This window comes from Pseudomonas sp. MLB6B (assembly GCF_054508135.1).
The window spans coordinates 255,028-272,297 of sequence record NZ_CP199313.1 but is presented as its reverse complement, the minus strand read 5'-3'; the positions used below and the strand labels follow the sequence as shown (position 1 = coordinate 272,297).

The following is a 17,270-nucleotide window of genomic DNA, read 5'->3' as shown; positions in this document are numbered from 1 at the left end:
ACATGGACATCCCGCCGACGCAATCGTGCGGCCCCTCGGCCCCGTGCTCGTCCGATCGAACAGGGGGTTCGGACCCCAGGCCGACGCCTAGACGAACTGCGCCGCCGCGTAGGCCGAGGCCCAGGCCCACTGGAAGTTGAAGCCGCCCAGGTGGCCGCTGACGTCCAGCACCTCGCCGATGAAATACAGCCCCGGGCTCTTCAGCGACTCCATGGTCTTGGACGACACCTCGCGGGTGTCCACGCCGCCCAGGGTGACCTCGGCCGTGCGATAGCCCTCGGTGCCGGCCGGCACCAGCTGCCAGGCGCTCAACCGCTCGGCGATCTGCGCGAGTTCCGCCGGGGTGTACTGCTTGAGCGGACGCGATTCGAACCACTGCTCGGCCAGCAACGTGGCCATCTTGCGGGTGAACACTTCGCCGAGCACAGTTTTCAGTTCGCTGTTGCCGCGCTCGCGCTGGACCTGCTGCAGCCAGTCCAGGGCATCGCGATCGGGCAGCAGATCGATCTGCAAGGTGTCGCCCGCCTGCCAGAACGACGATACCTGCAGCATCGCCGGGCCGCTCAGGCCGCGGTGGGTGAACAGCAGGTTCTCGCGGAACGACACGCCGTTGCAGCTGGCCGTGCAGTCCAGGGAGGTGCCCGACAATTCCGTGCACAGTGCCTTGAGTTGGGGCTCGGTGATGGTGAACGGCACCAGCCCGGCGCGGGTGGGCAGCAGTGCATGGCCGAACTGCTTGGCTACCTGGTAGCCGAAGCCGGTGGCGCCCAGGGTAGGAATCGACAGCCCGCCGGTGGCGATCACCAGCGACTGGCAGGCGAAGGGGCCGGCGCTGGTCTGCAGGCGGTAGCCGCCGTCGGTCTTGTCGATGCGTTCGATCTGCGTGTGCATGCGCAGCTCGGCGCCGGCCTGGGCGCATTCGGCCAGCAGCAGGTCGAGGATGTCGCTGGCCTTGTGGTCGCAGAACAGCTGGCCGAGCTTCTTCTCGTGGTAGGGCACGCCATGCTTGCTCACCAGCTCGATGAAATCCCACTGGGTGTAGCGGGCCAGGGCCGACTTGCAGAAGTGCGCGTTGTGCGAGAGGAAGTTGCTCGGCTCGGTGTACAGGTTGGTGAAATTGCAGCGCCCGCCACCGGACATGAGGATCTTCTTGCCCGGTTTGTTGGCATGGTCGAGCACCAGCACCCGGCGCCCACGGTGGGCGGCGAGCTGGGCGCACATGAGGCCGGCGGCGCCGGCACCGAGGACGATCACATCGGTGGTAGTCACGTTGGAAACCCTTTGGCCGCGCTTACAGAATGCGCACTTTCAGGGCACGGCCCTTGATCTTGCCGCTGTTGAGGCGCTGCATCGCCGGCTTGGCCACGGCGCGTTCCACGGCCACGAAGGCTTGGAAGTCGAAGATGGCGATCTTGCCGACCTGGGTGCCGGGAATGCCGGCATCGCCGGTCAGCGCCCCGAGGATGTCGCCTGGGCGCAGCTTGTCCTTGCGCCCGGCCGCGATGCACAACGTGCTCATCACCGGCAGCAGCGGTTCGCCGCCCTTGTGCTTGAGGTTGTCGAGCTGCTCCCAGCGCAGCGGATGGCCTTGCAGCGCTTCGATGGCCTGCGCGCGATGGCCTTCGGCGGGCGCCACCAAGCTGATCGCCAGGCCTTTCTCACCGGCGCGCCCGGTACGGCCGACGCGGTGCACGTGGATCTCGGCGTCGCGCGCCAGCTCCACGTTGACGACCATGTCCAGGCCGTCGATGTCCAGGCCGCGGGCGGCCACATCGGTGGCCACCAGCACCGAAATGCTGCGGTTGGCGAACATCGCCAGCACCTGGTCGCGGTCGCGCTGCTCCAGGTCGCCGTGCAGCGCCTGGGCGACGATGCCCTTGCCAGTGAGGTGGGCGACCACGTCTTCGCACTGCTGCTTGGTGAAGCAGAAGGCCACGCACGACTGCGGACGGTAGTGGCCGAGCACGCGGGTCAGCGCCTCCAGGCGCTGCTCCGGGGCGATCTCGATGAAGCGTTGTTCGATCTGGGTGTCGCTGTGCTGGCTCTGCACTTTGACCTGCTGCGGCTGGCGCATGAAGTTGGCGGCCAGTTGCTCGATGCCGGCCGGGTAGGTGGCCGAGAACAGCAGGGTCTGGCGGCGCGCTGGGGTCTTGCCGATGATCGCTGCGATGGCGTCGAAGAAGCCCATGTCGAGCATACGGTCGGCTTCGTCGAGCACCAGAGTGTTGAGCCCGCTGAGCACCAGGGTGCCTTTGTCCAAGTGCTGCTGGATGCGCCCGGGCGTACCGACGATGATGTGCGCGCCGTGCTCAAGCGAGGCGATCTGCGGGCCAAGCGAGACGCCGCCGCACAGGGTCAGGATCTTGATGTTGTCTTCGGCGCGGGCCAGTCGGCGCAGCTCTTTGGCCACCTGGTCGGCCAGCTCGCGGGTCGGGCACAGCACCAGGGCCTGGCAGCCGAAGAAGCGCGGGTTGATCGGGTTGAGCAGGCCGATGCCGAAGGCGGCGGTCTTGCCGCTACCGGTCTTGGCCTGGGCGATCAGGTCGAGCCCGCGCAGGATCACCGGCAGGCTCTGCGCCTGGATCGGCGTCATGGCGGTGTAGCCCAGCGCCTCCAGGTTGGCCAGCATGGCGGTGGACAGCGGCAGTGTGGCGAAAGCGGTGGAGTCGGTGGTCACGGGGCGGGCCTGCGGTGCGAAGCGAAAAAAGTCGCACAGTCTACCAGCCCCGATGCCTGGCGCCTAAGCCTCGATGTCCTGTTCCGGACGCCGTGCACGCCGTCCGTCCGTAGGCGACAACTGCAGGAAGATCGCGGCGGCCAGCATGGCCATCACACCGATGGTCACGAAGGTCAGCTGGAAAGCCTCCAGCGTGGTTTCCACCGCATCACCGCTGCCGGCTGCCGTGAAACCGCCGAGCAACGCGCCGGCACAGGCCACGCCCAGGCTCAGCGACAGTTGCGCCACCACCGACAGCAGGCTGTTGCCGCTGCTGGCGCTGGCATCGTCCAGGTCGATCAACGTCACCGTGTTCATGGCCGTGAACTGCAACGAGTTGATCGCGCCCAGCACTCCCAGGTGCGCCAGCAGCAGCGGGTAGGGCGTTTCGGCATCGACCAGCGCCAGGCTGGCGAGGCCGATGCCCAGCAGCAGGGTGTTGCCGGTCAGGACGACACGGTAGCCCAGACGTTCTATCAACGGCCGCGCCACGCTCTTGGCGATCATGGCGGCTGCGGCCAGCGGAATCATGCTCATGCCGGCCTCCACGGGCGAGTAGCCCAAGGCCACTTGCAACAGCAAAGGCACCAGGAACGGCAAGGCGCCACTGCCCAACCGCGCGAACAAGTTGCCCAGGATGCCGATGCCGAAGGTGCGCACGCGGAACAGGCTTGGCGAGAACAGCGGCTCCGGGTCACGCCCGGCGCGCAGCCAGTAGGCGGCCAGACACGCCAGTCCGGCGAACAGCAGCAGCATTACCCGCAGGTGCGGCAGGTGCAGCTCGCCCAAGCCTTCCATGGCGATGGTGATCAGCACCATCGCCGCGCCGAAGAGCAGGAAACCCGGCCCGTCGAAAGTGGTGCGCTCGCTGCCGCGCAGGTCGGGAATGAGCTTCCACACCGCCCAGCAACCCAGCGCGCCGACCGGCAGGTTGAGCAGGAAGATCCAGTGCCAGCTGAGGATTTCCACCAGCCAGCCGCCCACCGTCGGCCCCAGTAGCGGGCCGAGCAGGGCGGGAATGGTGATGAAGCCCATGATCCGTACCAGTTCCGAGCGCGGGTAGGCGCGCAGGACCACCAGCCGCCCCACCGGCAGCATCAGCGCACCGCCCAAGCCCTGCACCACCCGCGCGCCGACCAGCATCGGCAAGGTGTTGGAGATGGCGCACAGCAGGGAGCCGACACTGAACAACAAGATGGCGCTGAAGAAGATGCGTTTGGTGCCGAAGCGGTCGGCGATCCAGCCCGAAGCCGGAATCAGCAGGGCCACGGTGAGCATGTAGGCGATGATCACGCCCTGCATGCGCAGCGGGTCTTCGTTCAACGAGCGCGCCATGGACGGCAGCGCGGTGTTGAGGATGGTGCCGTCGAGCGACTGCATGAAGAAGGCGATGGCGATCACCCAGGGGATCCAGCGGGCGGTGGTGGGGTCGAGCTGGATGCGGTCTGGCATGGGGTCCTCGAGTTCAGTCCGGGTGGGGCGGCACCCTCGTCTTGATTCGGGTAGCAGTGGGAACGGCTTCAGGAAGCGGGGGTGTAACTTCTAGAGTCTTGTGACCATACGATTCGCGCGATGACGCCGTGCTGTCGTGGGATTATTCGCGACGGCCCACATATGCGATTGCATGGTGTGGCGGGCGCTTGTCGTATCACCTGCTGCTGTGCGCAGTTGCCAGCCCTTGGTAGCCGCAGTCCATGGGACACCTGCCAAGCAGTCGCGGCCCTGGTTACCGAGTAGGTTACAACGCCAAGATCAAGGCCCTGAGCAGCGCCCCTGGCAAGTGATCCGAGCCGATGCTGCGCTCGCTGTACCGGTCAGGCTCAACATCTCATTTAGGTCCTGCGGCACTGTCAATTGGCTGTGGCTGTTCAGGTTTTCCCTATTCCGTGTAGTCCATTTCCCAAGCATACTCTTCGGCCGTTCAGAGCATTGCAGAGCTCCTGGCATAGCCCTAGTCTCAGCGCGTCGCGGATTACCCTGCGACCGGCTTTGACAGGCTGCATGAGAGCGTTCTGCATGCCCTCCGTTTTATGGCGGTTGTGCGTGGGGCACCTCGTGTGCGCCGGAATTAGGCTCTCTCACCGGTCTGTCAACCCATGCACAACTGCCACCCGTTTGTTTGACAGCAAAGGTGAGCGGTCCTTTTTGAGAGCCTATACCATGCAAATCCTTGATCTGATTTTGCCCTATCAGCTAGCCTGTGCCCGCTTCAGTCTTGCCCCCAAAAAAGCCTGGAGGTGCGACCATGAGCCCTGCTGATTCGACTCCGGTGACCCCAGGCCAGACCACTTTCCTGCAAGGCGAGCCCCAAGGCCAACCCTTATTCCGCATCGAACCCGGTATCCCTTGTCAGCACGCTCGTGAACAGGCCTCGGAAATACTAGGCTGCGTCTGTGACCTTATGCTCAGCGGCATCATGGACAGCAAACCCCAATGGCTCTGGTCGGCTTACTACCTCAACACCCTCGCCAAAGCGCTGCTCGACGATGCAGAGAAAGGAGTGCCATCGCCTTTATAGGCCCTGCCGCCTGTCGCTACGCCACGAGCCGTCGCTTTATGGTGCCCGATTGACCCACGCACCAGCCTCGGTAATGCTTGCACCCGAATGACGTCGCGAAGCGGCGACCGCCTTGCCAAACCCGGAGACTCGCAATGACTCGCTTACGCATCAAGCACTTTGGTCCGATCGGCCACGGCCTGTCCGACGACGAAGGCTGGATGGAGATCAAGCCAGTCACCGTATTCATCGGGAACCAAGGATCTGGCAAAAGCACCTTGGCGAAACTTTTTTCCACCTTCTGCTGGATCGAGAAGGCGCTGGTACGTGGCGACTATGACAAGAAGTGGTTCGAGCGCAAAGGCCGCTTCCGCAGCCAGTTCTTGTCCTACCACCGACTCGAGCACTACCTCGAAACCCGTCATGGCGATCAGGCAGTGCTGGAATACGAAGGCAAGGCGCACACGCTTCGCTACGCGAATGGGCAATTGACCATTTCAGACGCCGACTCGGCGGGCTATGCCTTGCCCCAGGTCATGTATGTACCCGCCGAGCGCAACTTCATTTCCTACGTCAGAAATCCGCGAGAGTTGAAGCTGTCGTCCGAATCGCTCAAAGAGTTTCTGACGGCTTTCGATCAGGCCAAGGACAATCTCCGCGGTACGCTCAAATTGCCGATCAACCAGAGCGAAGTCGAGTACGACAAACTCAACGATGTGCTCAACCTGCGCGGCACAGACTACAAGCTGCGGCTGACTGATGCTTCCAGCGGCTTTCAATCTTTCGTGCCGGTCTACCTGGTGAGCCGGTACTTGGCCGAAACCGTGCAGACGCAGCGTCGTCAGAGCCAACCCATGAGCATCGATGAACTCGAGCGGTTCAAGAAAGGTGTACAGAGCGTGTTCACCAACGACAGCCTCACTGAAGAGCAGAAACGCGCTGCACTTTCAGTCTTGTCATCGCGCTTCAACAAAACCGCGTTCATCAACATCGTTGAAGAGCCGGAGCAAAACCTCTTTCCCTCTTCACAATGGGAAGTGCTGCAAAGCTTGCTGGCCCTCAACGCACAGAGCGAGCGCAATCTTTTAATGCTGACTACTCACAGCCCCTATATCGTCAATTACCTCAGTTTGGCGATTCAAGGTGAGCAGCTTCGGCAAAGGCTTATGGATGCCCAGCGCGACGACCTACTGCCCATGCTCTACCAGATCGTTCCCGAGCAGGTCTTGCTGGCCGCTGAAGACGTGGTGATCTACCAATGCAACGAGCAAAGCGGATCGATCAGCCGTTTGCCTTCATTCGAAGGCATACCGTCCGATCGCAACGTGCTCAATCAATGGCTATGTGAAGGCAACACACTGTTTGATCGTCTACTGGAACTCGAAGAGGCCATCTGAGTGAATTTTTTCGAAGCGGCTTGCCAAAGCGGTCCTTTCGAGCTTGAAACCTTTGGGCTGTGTGATGACGCGTCTTCCAGTTGTGCGTACGTAGACACGTCAACGCCTGCAAAATGGATTGCGACGGTCAGCAACCCTAATCAGAGAGCATTGACATTCACCGCAGTGGACAAATGTGTACTCCGTGACGGTGAAGCGGTAGATACACCGCGCTGCGACGGCATGCTCACCGCGCCCGGAGTCCTATACCTTGTGGAACTCAAGGATCAACGCGCGCACTGGTTGCCACACGCGATGGCTCAGTTGGAGTCGACTATCAAACTGCTGCACACTCACCATGCCGTTGATTTAAAGAGTTTCCGACACAAAAAAGCCTTTGCCTGCAATAGGCGTAACGGTGCATTCAGGCGTATCGACCAAGAAACGCAACTGCGTTTTTTTCGTTTGTATGGCTTTCGCATCGACGTACAGTCAACCGTTCTCGTGCTACCCGCTCGCGCAATCGCACCTGACGTGCGCTAGAGGCGTTCTCGAAGGTCGGCTACCTGCTCGACCTTATTGAGAGCATGCAGCCGCCAGCCTCGCATGGCTGTGAAAAAGCGCCTCTCGCCTTGAACGAAAAAAGAGCGCCGAAGCGCTCCTTTTCGTTCACCGATCAGCTTCAACCAATCGTCATCAAACTCGCATTGCCCCCGGCCGCCGCGGTATTGACGCTCACCGCGCGCTCGATCACCAGACGCTCCAGCGCGATCTGCGTCTCGCCCGACGACAAGCCGTGCACACCGACGATGGCACCGCCACGCTTGGCCACCTGTTCGCAGACTGCGCGCAGTTGGTCGCTGTCGCCGTGGTGCAGGACGGCGTCGAAGGCGACTTCGTCCTTGTGCCAGTCGGCCACCAGCTTGACCTTGCCTTGCACGTCCTTCGGCAGGCGGGCGCGCAGGGCCTTGCCCGGCTCGCTGTCGAGCCAGACGGCCGAGCTGCCCACCGCCAGGACTGCCGCCAGTTGGCTGAGCAGGTCCTGTTCGTTGTCGGCCAGGCACAGCACGTGCTCGCGCGGCAGGATGGTGTAGCTGTTGCGCTCGCCGGTCGGGCCGGGCAGCAGGCGGGTCACGCCGCTCTGCGACTGCTGGGCGAACTGCTCGCAGACTTCCACCAGTTCCGGCTGGTTGCTGGCTGCCCACGCCTTGAGGGCGTGCAGCGGTTTGAGCAGTTGCTGGCGCAGGGCGTCGTCGGCCTGGCCGGTGACGTCGGTACGCTCGAAGTGGCGAGCGACGGCGTCGGCCGGGCGGGTGGAGAGCAGGCGGTACAGGTACAGCGGGCCGCCGGCCTTGGGCCCGGTGCCCGACAGGCCTTCGCCGCCGAAGGGCTGCACGCCGACCACGGCACCGACGATGTTGCGGTTGACGTACAGGTTACCGGCATGGACGTTGTCCACCACCTTGGCGATGGTTTCGTCGATGCGGGTGTGCACGCCCAGGGTCAGGCCGTAGCCGGAGGCGTTGATCTGCTCGATCAGCGCATCGAGGTTGCGTCGGTTGTAGCGCACTACGTGCAGCACCGGGCCGAAGATTTCCCGTTGCAGTTCGTCGAGGCTGTCCAGCTCGATCAGCGTCGGCATCACGAAGGTGCCGCGCTTGCACTCTACGGCATCGGCGATTGCCACCTGGTAAACCGAACGGCCTTTCTCGCGCATGCCCTGGATATGCTTCTCGATGCCGGCCTTGGCTTCGGCGTCGATCACCGGGCCGATGTCCACCGACAGACGCTCCGGGTTGCCCAGGCGGCTCTGCGCCATGGCACCTTTGAGCATGTCGATCACGCGGTCCGCGCAGTCCTCCTGCAGGCACAGTACGCGCAGGGCCGAGCAACGCTGGCCGGCGCTGTCGAAGGCCGAAGAAACCACATCGACCACCACCTGCTCGGTGAGCGCGGAGGAGTCGACGATCATCGCATTCTGCCCGCCGGTTTCGGCGATCAGCGGAATCGGCCGGCCCTGGGCGTCCAGGCGCCCGGCGATGTTGCGTTGCAGCAGGCGGGCGACTTCGGTGGAACCGGTGAACATCACGCCCTTGACCCGCTCGTCGCCCACCAGGCGGGCACCGACGGTTTCGCCACGGCCTGGCAGCAGTTGCAGCACACCTTCGGGAATGCCGGCTTCGAGCAGCAGGCGCACGGCCTGTGCGGCGACCAGCGGGGTCTGCTCCGCAGGCTTGGCCAGTACCGGGTTGCCGGCGGCCAGGGCCGCAGCGACCTGGCCGGAGAAGATCGCCAACGGGAAGTTCCAAGGGCTGATGCAGACCACCGGGCCTAGCGGGCGGGTGTCGGCATTGCTCAGGTCGGTGCGCGCCTGCAGCGCGTAGTAGCGCAGGAAGTCGACGGCTTCGCGCACTTCGGCGATAGCGTTGGCGAAAGTCTTGCCGGCTTCGCGGGCGAGCAGGCCCATCAGCGGCTGGATGTCGGCTTCCATGGCGTCGGCGGCGCGTTCCAGGATCGCGGCGCGCTCGGCCGGAGGCGTGGCCTGCCAGATCGGTGCGGCGTTGATCGCGCATTGGATGGCGTTGTCCACGTCGGCGACCGTGGCTTCCTGGACCTTGCCGACCACATCGCGATGGTCGGACGGGTTGAGTACGTCGGCCGGTGCTTCCTGGCTGGCCTCGCAGCCCAGCATGGGTGCGGCTTGCCAGTCATGATGCGCGGTCGACAGCAGCGCGCAGGACAGCGACGCCAAGCGGTGTTCGTTGGCCAGGTCGATGCCGGCCGAGTTGGCCCGCTCGCTACCGTACAGGTCGCGCGGCTGCGGAATGCGCGGGTGCGGCAGGCCGATGCTGCCTTCCTGGGTAGCCATGCGCTCGATGCTGGCGACCGGGTCGGAGACCAGTTCCTGGATCGAGATCGAGTGGTCGGCGATGCGGTTGACGAACGAGGTGTTGGCGCCGTTCTCCAGCAGGCGGCGCACCAGGTAGGCCAGCAGCGTTTCGTGGGTGCCGACCGGCGCGTAGACGCGGCAAGGGCGGTTGAGCTTGCCGTCGGCGATCTTGCCCACCACTTGCTCGTACAGCGGCTCGCCCATGCCGTGCAGGCATTGGAACTCGTACTGGCCGGGATAGTAGTTCTGACCGGCGATCTGGTAGATGGCCGACAGGGTGTGGGCGTTGTGGGTGGCGAACTGCGGATAGATCGCTTCCGGTACCGCCAGCAGTTTGCGGGCGCAGGCGACGAAGGACACGTCGGTGTACACCTTGCGTGTGTAGACCGGGTAGCCTTCCAGGCCCTCGACCTGGGCGCGCTTGATCTCGCTGTCCCAATAGGCGCCCTTGACCAGACGGATCATCAGGCGGTGGCGGCTGCGCTTGGCCAGGTCGATGACGTAGTCGATCACGTACGGGCAGCGTTTCTGGTAGGCCTGGATGACGAAGCCGATGCCGTTCCAGCCCGCCAGTTGCGGTTCGAAGCACAGGCGCTCGAGCAGGTCGAGGGACAGCTCCAGGCGGTCGGCTTCCTCGGCGTCGATGTTCAGGCCGATGTCGTACTGCTTGGCCAGCGCGGTCAGCCCCAGCAGGCGCGGGTACAGCTCTTCCATGACGCGCTCGTACTGCGCGCGGCTGTAGCGCGGGTGCAGCGCCGAGAGCTTGATGGAGATGCCCGGGCCTTCATAGATGCCACGACCGTTGGACGCTTTGCCGATGGAGTGGATGGCCTGCTCATAGGAGGCCAGGTATTTCTGCGCGTCATGCTCGGTCAGTGCGGCTTCGCCAAGCATGTCGTAGGAATAGCGGAAACCTTTGGACTCGAAGCGTGTGGCGTTGGCCAGGGCCTCGCCGATGGTCTCGCCGGTGACGAACTGCTCGCCCATCAGGCGCATGGCCATGTCGACGCCCTTGCGGATCATCGGCTCGCCGCTCTTGCCGATGATGCGGGTGAGCGAGGAGGTCAGGCCCGATTCGTTGTGGGTCGAGACCAGCTTGCCGGTCAGCAGCAAGCCCCAGGTGGCGGCGTTGACGAACAGCGAAGGGCTGTTGCCCAGGTGCGGTTGCCAGTTGCCGGTGCTGATCTTGTCGCGGATCAGGGCATCGCGGGTGCCTTTGTCGGGAATGCGCAGCAGTGCTTCGGCCAGGCACATCAATGCCACGCCTTCCTGGGACGACAGCGAGAACTCCTGCAGCAGACCTTGCACCACGCCGGCACGGCCGCTGGCGCTCTTCTGGTTGCGCAGTTTCTCGGCGATGCCGGCGGCCATTTTATTGGTCGCCTCGGCCTGGGTGCTGGTCAGGCGAGCCTGCTCCAGCAGCATGGGCACCATTTCCTGCTCGGGACGGCGGTAGGCGGCGGTGATGGCCGAACGCAGCACCGATTGCGGCAGGATGCTTTCGGCGAACTCCAGGAAGCACTGGTGGCTGTGTTCGACAGGCAATTCACCGATGTCTTCGGCGATCGCGGCAGCATGGCCATTCAGATCTTGCAGGGTGGCGCCACCCTCGAGCTTCTCCAGGTAATTGAAGATGGCCTGTTTGATCAACCAGTGCGGTGTGCGGTCGATGGACTGCGCAGCGCTCTTGAGTCGTTCACGGGTAGGGTCGTCGAGTTTGACCCCGAGGGTGGTGGTCGCCATTTCTTGTCCTCATTATTGCCACGGCGTGGCTTGTGCAGGCGGCAAGATTAGCGCCAAGGTCAAGCGAGGTGCAACCGGGTGCAACCTGAAATTTCGGAGGCGGAGGGTGCTGTTCGTCCGACAGATCGGCGGCATGCCTAAAAACGCCGCGAACATGTCGTTTTGCGGCCCATGTTCTGAAAAATGCACGGAAATGGAGCGGAATCCGTTGCTTATTTTCAGAAAATTCTGAAGGTGCAACTGTCAAGTGAAAAATGGTTGCGCCCACTTCGAGTTGTCACCTAGGATTCGCGGCCTGGGTGCAACCGTGCCATCACGGTTCGCTGTTTCCATAACAACAAACACCAGGACACCACATGAGCAATCCACTCACTATCACGTTCGTGATCTATATCGCGGCGATGGTACTCATCGGCTTCGCTGCCTATCGCGCCACCAACAACCTCTCCGACTACATCCTCGGCGGTCGCAGCCTGGGCAGTGTGGTCACCGCACTGTCGGCAGGCGCCTCGGACATGAGCGGCTGGCTGCTGATGGGTTTGCCCGGTGCGATCTACATGTCGGGCCTGTCGGAAATCTGGATCGCCATCGGCCTGACCGTCGGCGCCTACCTGAACTGGCTGTTCGTCGCCGGCCGTCTGCGGGTGCAGACCGAGTACAACGGCGATGCCCTGACCCTGCCTGACTACTTCTCCAGCCGTTTCGAAGACCGTAGCGGCTTGCTGCGGATCATTTCGGCGGTGGTGATCCTGGTGTTCTTCACCATCTATTGCGCCTCGGGCATCGTCGCCGGCGCGCGGCTGTTCGAAAGCACCTTCGGCATGCCGTACGAAACGGCGCTGTGGGCCGGTGCGGCGGCGACCATCGCCTACACCTTCCTGGGCGGCTTCCTGGCGGTGAGCTGGACCGACACCGTGCAAGCCTCGCTGATGATCTTCGCGCTGATCCTCACGCCGATCATCGTGCTGCTCTCCACCGGAGGTATCGACACCACCTTCCTGGCCATCGAAGCGCAGAACCCGGCGAACTTCGACCTGCTCAAGGGCGCCACTTTCGTCGGCATCCTCTCGCTGATGGGCTGGGGCCTGGGCTACTTCGGCCAGCCACATATCCTGGCGCGCTTCATGGCTGCCGACTCGGTGAAATCCATCGCCAAGGCCCGCCGCATCTCCATGACCTGGATGATCCTGTGCCTGGCCGGCACCTGCGCCGTGGGCTTCTTCGGCATCGCTTACTTCTCGGCCCACCCCGAGGTCGCAGGCCCGGTCACCGAGAACCCGGAGCGGGTGTTCATCGAGCTGGCGAAACTCCTCTTCAACCCCTGGATCGCGGGCGTGTTGTTGTCGGCGATCCTGGCCGCAGTGATGAGTACCCTGAGCTGCCAGCTGCTGGTGTGCTCCAGTGCGCTGACCGAAGACTTCTACAAAGCCTTCCTGCGCAAAGGCGCTTCGCAGCGTGAGCTGGTCTGGGTCGGTCGTGCGATGGTACTGGCCGTGGCGCTGATCGCCATCGCCATGGCGGCGAATCCGGAAAACCGCGTGCTGGGTCTGGTGGCCTATGCCTGGGCCGGCTTCGGTGCCGCGTTCGGTCCGGTGGTGCTGATCTCGGTCGTGTGGAAAGGCATGACCCGTAATGGCGCCCTGGCCGGCATCGTGCTCGGTGCGCTCACGGTCATCGTCTGGAAGCAGATCGATCCGTGGGGTCTGTACGAAATCATTCCAGGCTTCCTGCTGGCCAGCATCGCCATCGTCGTGGTGAGCAAGCTGGGCCGTCCGTCGAGCGGTATGCTGTCGCGCTTCGAAGCGGCCGATGCGGCGTACCACAGCGGTAAATGATGTGATGCAGGTGCCTGGCCGCAGGCCGGGCACACGTGCGGGCGACACCGGCTGAAAGCTAGCCGGCGTCGCCCGTAGTCGTTTCACAGCGTGAAAGGTCGGCGACTGGCCTCGAATTTGCCGTCTTCTCGAGGTTGTATGACGGCGGAATACGAGCCGGGTGCATAGCGCTCGAGGGTGACTTGCCACGCGTCGCTGTCGGTCGAAGGCACCACCAAGGTATCGGTCTTCCCGTCTGGGCGTTCGAGTTGCAGTTGCGCTGTGTAGGGTGCGTTCGGAACGCCCAGTGCGCCGTGGAGGGTGGGTACACCGGAGAGAACGTCGAAGTCGATCGTGGCTTTCATAGCGGTACTCCTAATCAATGGAGGCGTGACTATGCTTGGTCCAAACCTCCCTTGAAATGTGGAACGCCTACCTTGGCAGCAGGCAACCGTCTGCTCGTCCCTCCAGTGCTCGCCAGGCCTGACGCCACCGACGCGAAGCGGTAGACTTGCCGCCTTCGCAGGAGTCGCCATGAACTATCGTCACGCCTTCCACGCCGGCAACCACGCCGACGTCTTCAAACACATCGTGCTTACCCGCCTCATCGCCCTGATGTCGCGCAAGGAGCAGCCGTTCGCCTACCTCGACACGCATGCTGGCCTCGGCCTGTACGACCTGCACGGCGATCAGGCCAGCCGCACCGGCGAGTACCTCGAAGGGGTCGCACGTCTGTGGGGACGCAACGACCTGCCCGAGGTCGCGGCCGATTACCTGCGCGTGATCAAGCGCCTCAACCCCGAGGGCGAGCTGCGCTACTACCCAGGCTCCCCCGAGTTGGCCCGCCGATTGATGCGCCAGCAGGACCGCGCCTTGCTCAACGAGAAACACCCCGAAGACGGGCCGTTGCTCAAGGACAACATGAAGAAGGACCCGCGCGTGGTCGTGCATCTGGGCGAAGGCTGGCACGTACCGCGGGCCTTGCTGCCCGTGCAGGAAAAGCGCGCCATCATGCTCATCGACCCGCCCTTCGAGCAGGCCGACGAGCTCAAGCGCTGCACCTTGGCCATGAAGGAAGCCATCGCGCGCATGCGCCAGACCGTGGCAGCCATCTGGTACCCGATCAAGGACCAGCGCGCGCTCACCCGCTTCTATCAAGACCTCACCAGCACCGGTGCGCCGAAACTGTTGCGCGTCGAACTGTACGTGCACCACCAGGACAGCCCGCAGGGCCTGAACGGCTCGGGCCTGGCCATCGCCAACCCGCCTTGGGGCCTGGAGGAGGAGCTGCGCGAGCTGTTGCCGTGGCTGGCGCAAGAGCTCAAGCAGACCGCCGGCAGCTGGCGCATGGACTGGCTGATCGCCGAATGATCCCGGCCCGCGCGGCGTCTCTATGCCTTTCTGACAAGGCGCTACATAGATACCGCCGCTAGGGCCAGCCCCCATTGTTTGCGTTATAATCCCGCGCTTTAGCCGCCGCCGGCCATTGCCGCCCGTGGCGCACTTTTTACCGATTGAAGAGGCGAGTCCCTTGGCACTGACGATTCTTGGCCTGTCCGGCGCCCTTAGCCATGACCCTTCCGCAGCGTTGTACATCGATGGCAAGTTGGTCGCCGCTGCCGAAGAAGAGCGCTTCGTGCGTGACAAGCATGCGAAGAACCGCATGCCCTACGAGTCGGCGAAGTTCTGTCTGGAGCAAGCCGGCATCAAGCCGTCCGACGTCGATGTGGTGGCCATTCCCTTCGCCCCCATCAGCCTGTTCGGCAAGGCTCGCTGGCACTACGCCAAGCGCTACTGGTACGCCCCGGATCGCGCGCTGGATGCCCTGCTCATGGGCAACCGCCGCTACAAGCGCTACCGCAAGAAGATCGTCTGGTGCCTGGAGCAACTGGGTTTCGATCCGAAGAAGATCAAGATCGAGCCGGTCGAGCACCACTTGGCACACGCGTCCAGCGCCTACCACTGCTCGGGCTTCAAGGAGAAGACCGCGATCCTCGGCATCGACGGCAAGGGTGAATACGCCACCACCTTCTTTGGCTACGGCGAAAACGGCAAGATCCACAAGATCAAGGAATTCTTCGACCCCGATTCGCTGGGCGGCCTGTATGGCGCGATCACCGAGTTTCTGGGCTTCGAAATGCTCGACGGCGAGTTCAAGGTCATGGGCATGGCGCCTTACGGCGATGCCAGCAAATACGACTTCTCGCGCCTGGCCAGCTTCGAAAACGGCGAACTGGTGATCAACACCGAGTACGCCAACGTCATCGGCCTGCGCCGCCATAAAGAGAAGGGTAAGGGTTTCTACTTCTCGCCCAAGCTGATCGAATGGCTGGGCCCCAAGCGCGAAGGCGACATCGCCGACGAGCCGTACATCCACTATGCCGCCAGCATGCAGGCGTTGTTCGAGAAGCTGGCGTTGCAGATGATCGACCACTATCTGGGCGACACCCTGCGCGAAACCGGCAAGCTGGCTTTTGCCGGCGGTTGCGCGCTGAACGTCAAGCTGAATCAGAAGATCATCGCCCGGCCGGACGTCAAGGAACTGTTCGTTCAGCCCGCGTCCGGCGATGCCGGCACCGCGGTGGGCGCCGCCGCCTACGTATCGCATGCCCGCGGCGTGCCGGTAGAGAAGATGGAACACGTCTACCTCGGCCCTGCGTACTCCAACGAAGACGTCATCGCCGCCTGCGCACGCCACCCGAGCGCGCCGAAGTGGCGCAAGATCGACGACATGCCCCAACGCATCGCCAAGATCATGGTCGACGGCAACCCGGTGGCCTGGTTCCAGGGGCGCATGGAGTTCGGCCCACGGGCCTTGGGCGGCCGCTCCATCGTCGGCTGCCCGAGCGTGCCGGACGTGGCCAACCGCATCAACGAGCAGATCAAGTTCCGCGAACGCTGGAGACCCTTCTGCCCCTCGATGCTCGACACCGTCGCTCCGCAGATGATCAAGATCGACCATCCCGCGCCGTTCATGACCTTCACCTTCGAAGTCGCCGAAGAGTGGAAGACCCGCGTGCCGGAAGTGGTGCACGAAGACGGCACTTCCCGTGCCCAGGTGCTCAAGCGTGAATACAACCCACGCTACTACGACATGATGAAGGCTCTGGAAGACCTGACCGGCAACGGCGTGTCGCTGAACACTTCGCTCAACCGCCGTGGCGAACCGATGATCTGCTCGCCCACCGATGCGCTGAACATGTTCTATGGTTCTGATCTGCAGTACCTGATCATGGAAGACATTCTGGTGGTCAAAGAGGGCGCCAATGGATATGCAGAAGACTAACGTGCTGATCAGCGTCGTTATTCCTGCGTACAACTACGCCAAGGTCTTGCCCAGGGCGATCGCCTCCGTCCTGGCGCAGCTGAACGTCGACTGTGACCTGACGGTCATCGACGACGGTTCCACTGACGACACGCCCGAGGTGCTGCACCAACTGTCGGTGCAGCATCCCGGGCGTTTTCGCATCGTGCGCAAGGTCAATGGCGGCTTGTCCTCGGTGCGCAACCTGGGCATTGCCCAGGCGCGCGGGCAGTACCTGATCTTTCTCGATGCCGACGACGAGCTGGCGCCCGGTGCGCTGGATGCATTGTGCCTGCACATCAAGGCCCAACCCTCCACGCGTATGGTCATCGGAGGGCACTGGTCGATTTTTGAAAACGGGGCGCGCACGCTGCACACCGTCCGGCCCTTGCCGGCTTCGCCTTATGCGCGTGTTCGCGGCTACCTGATAGACAAGAGTATTTCGTTGTCCAACGGGGCCTGTGCCATGCACCGCGACGTCTTTGCGCCGGGCACCTATCCGGAACACCTGCGCAACGTCGAGGACATTCCGGTGTTCGCTCAGGTGTTGGCACGTTTCGAGTGCACGATCATCGACCGTCCCCTGGCCTTGATCTACAAGCACCGCGACAGCATGCGGCACGACCTCAAACAGAGCCTGGCAGCTGGCATCGAAATGGTCGACGAGGTGTTCTCCCCCGCACGCCTGCCCCCATCGCTACACAGCCTGCGTCGGGCATTCCTGACCCAGCGTTGCCTCTCGCTGTTTCGCGATTGCTACAGCGCCGGCGACTACGCGCGCGCCAGGCGCCTCTACTTGCAGGCCCTGCGTTACGACCCCTCGGCGCTCAGGCGCTGGTCATATACACGCAAAGCCCTCCGATGCCTGTTCAAGTGACGATCGGCAGGGGTGATGCGAGCGCGCAGGCTTTTTCAACGCCGCTGGGCACT

12 protein-coding genes are annotated in these 17,270 nt (G+C 63.3%); 7 read left to right on the top strand and 5 right to left on the bottom strand.

What is annotated here, in order from left to right:
- Positions 1-87: 87 nt before the first annotated feature.
- The 3 genes from ACSMEV_RS01060 to mdtD all read right to left on the bottom strand — a co-directional run bounded on the left by ACSMEV_RS01060 (position 88) and on the right by mdtD (position 4,168).
- Entirely contained in the window at positions 88-1,269 is a 1,182-nt protein-coding gene (locus ACSMEV_RS01060) for a BaiN/RdsA family NAD(P)/FAD-dependent oxidoreductase (RefSeq protein ID WP_459206900.1), read from the bottom strand.
- Between the two features lie 22 nt (positions 1,270-1,291).
- Entirely contained in the window at positions 1,292-2,677 is a 1,386-nt protein-coding gene (gene dbpA, locus ACSMEV_RS01055) for an ATP-dependent RNA helicase DbpA (RefSeq protein WP_459206899.1), read from the bottom strand.
- Between the two features lie 63 nt (positions 2,678-2,740).
- Positions 2,741-4,168, bottom strand: coding sequence for a multidrug transporter subunit MdtD (gene mdtD, locus ACSMEV_RS01050; RefSeq protein ID WP_459206898.1), 1,428 nt, complete (start codon positions 4,166-4,168; stop codon positions 2,741-2,743).
- A gap of 793 nt (positions 4,169-4,961) precedes the next feature.
- Here mdtD and ACSMEV_RS01045 point away from each other — a divergent pair.
- From ACSMEV_RS01045 to ACSMEV_RS01035, 3 genes are all read left to right on the top strand, one after another.
- Entirely contained in the window at positions 4,962-5,234 is a 273-nt protein-coding gene (locus tag ACSMEV_RS01045; RefSeq protein ID WP_459206897.1) for a DUF3077 domain-containing protein, read from the top strand.
- A gap of 134 nt (positions 5,235-5,368) precedes the next feature.
- On the top strand, positions 5,369-6,610 hold the full coding sequence (locus ACSMEV_RS01040; protein WP_459206896.1) for an AAA family ATPase: 1,242 nt from the start codon (positions 5,369-5,371) through the stop codon (positions 6,608-6,610).
- Positions 6,611-7,132, top strand: coding sequence for a hypothetical protein (locus ACSMEV_RS01035; protein WP_459206895.1), 522 nt, complete (start codon positions 6,611-6,613; stop codon positions 7,130-7,132).
- A gap of 139 nt (positions 7,133-7,271) precedes the next feature.
- Here the strand turns inward: ACSMEV_RS01035 and putA are convergent, their stop codons facing one another.
- Positions 7,272-11,222 carry a trifunctional transcriptional regulator/proline dehydrogenase/L-glutamate gamma-semialdehyde dehydrogenase gene (gene putA / locus ACSMEV_RS01030; RefSeq protein WP_459206894.1) on the bottom strand — a complete coding sequence of 1,317 codons (3,951 nt, stop codon included), beginning with the start codon at positions 11,220-11,222 and terminating at the stop codon, positions 7,272-7,274.
- A 356-nt stretch (positions 11,223-11,578) separates the two neighbouring features.
- On the opposite strand from putA, the gene putP reads away from it, so the two are divergent.
- Positions 11,579-13,057, top strand: a complete 1,479-nt coding sequence (gene putP, locus ACSMEV_RS01025) for a sodium/proline symporter PutP (protein ID WP_459206893.1) — start codon at positions 11,579-11,581, stop codon at positions 13,055-13,057.
- A gap of 83 nt (positions 13,058-13,140) precedes the next feature.
- Here putP and ACSMEV_RS01020 read toward each other — a convergent pair whose 3' ends face one another.
- Positions 13,141-13,401, bottom strand: a complete 261-nt coding sequence (locus ACSMEV_RS01020; protein ID WP_459206892.1) for a hypothetical protein — start codon at positions 13,399-13,401, stop codon at positions 13,141-13,143.
- A 169-nt stretch (positions 13,402-13,570) separates the two neighbouring features.
- Between ACSMEV_RS01020 and ACSMEV_RS01015 the strand changes: the two genes are divergently transcribed.
- From ACSMEV_RS01015 to ACSMEV_RS01005, 3 genes are all read left to right on the top strand, one after another.
- The gene (locus ACSMEV_RS01015) at positions 13,571-14,407 is read left to right on the top strand and encodes a 23S rRNA (adenine(2030)-N(6))-methyltransferase RlmJ (protein WP_459206891.1); all 837 of its coding nucleotides are present in this window, start codon (positions 13,571-13,573) and stop codon (positions 14,405-14,407) included.
- 160 nt (positions 14,408-14,567) lie between these two features.
- Complete coding sequence (locus tag ACSMEV_RS01010) at positions 14,568-16,322, top strand: carbamoyltransferase family protein (protein ID WP_459206890.1); 1,755 nt, start codon at positions 14,568-14,570, stop codon at positions 16,320-16,322.
- The gene (locus ACSMEV_RS01005; protein ID WP_459208272.1) at positions 16,309-17,217 is read left to right on the top strand and encodes a glycosyltransferase family 2 protein; all 909 of its coding nucleotides are present in this window, start codon (positions 16,309-16,311) and stop codon (positions 17,215-17,217) included. The genes ACSMEV_RS01010 and ACSMEV_RS01005 overlap by 14 nt, the downstream gene beginning before the upstream one ends.
- Positions 17,218-17,270: the final 53 nt, after the last annotated feature.

Excerpts from the sequence above, each read along its gene's own strand:
- mdtD (WP_459206898.1), bottom strand. The coding sequence starts at position 4,168 with ATGCCAGACCGCATCCAGCTCGACCCCACCACCGCCCGCTGGATCCCC.
- ACSMEV_RS01045 (WP_459206897.1), top strand. The coding sequence starts at position 4,962 with ATGAGCCCTGCTGATTCGACTCCGGTGACCCCAGGCCAGACCACTTTC.
- ACSMEV_RS01040 (WP_459206896.1), top strand. The coding sequence starts at position 5,369 with ATGACTCGCTTACGCATCAAGCACTTTGGTCCGATCGGCCACGGCCTG.
- putA (WP_459206894.1), bottom strand. The coding sequence starts at position 11,222 with ATGGCGACCACCACCCTCGGGGTCAAACTCGACGACCCTACCCGTGAA.
- putP (WP_459206893.1), top strand. The coding sequence starts at position 11,579 with ATGAGCAATCCACTCACTATCACGTTCGTGATCTATATCGCGGCGATG.
- ACSMEV_RS01020 (WP_459206892.1), bottom strand. The coding sequence starts at position 13,401 with ATGAAAGCCACGATCGACTTCGACGTTCTCTCCGGTGTACCCACCCTC.
- ACSMEV_RS01015 (WP_459206891.1), top strand. The coding sequence starts at position 13,571 with ATGAACTATCGTCACGCCTTCCACGCCGGCAACCACGCCGACGTCTTC.
- ACSMEV_RS01005 (WP_459208272.1), top strand. The coding sequence starts at position 16,309 with ATGCAGAAGACTAACGTGCTGATCAGCGTCGTTATTCCTGCGTACAAC.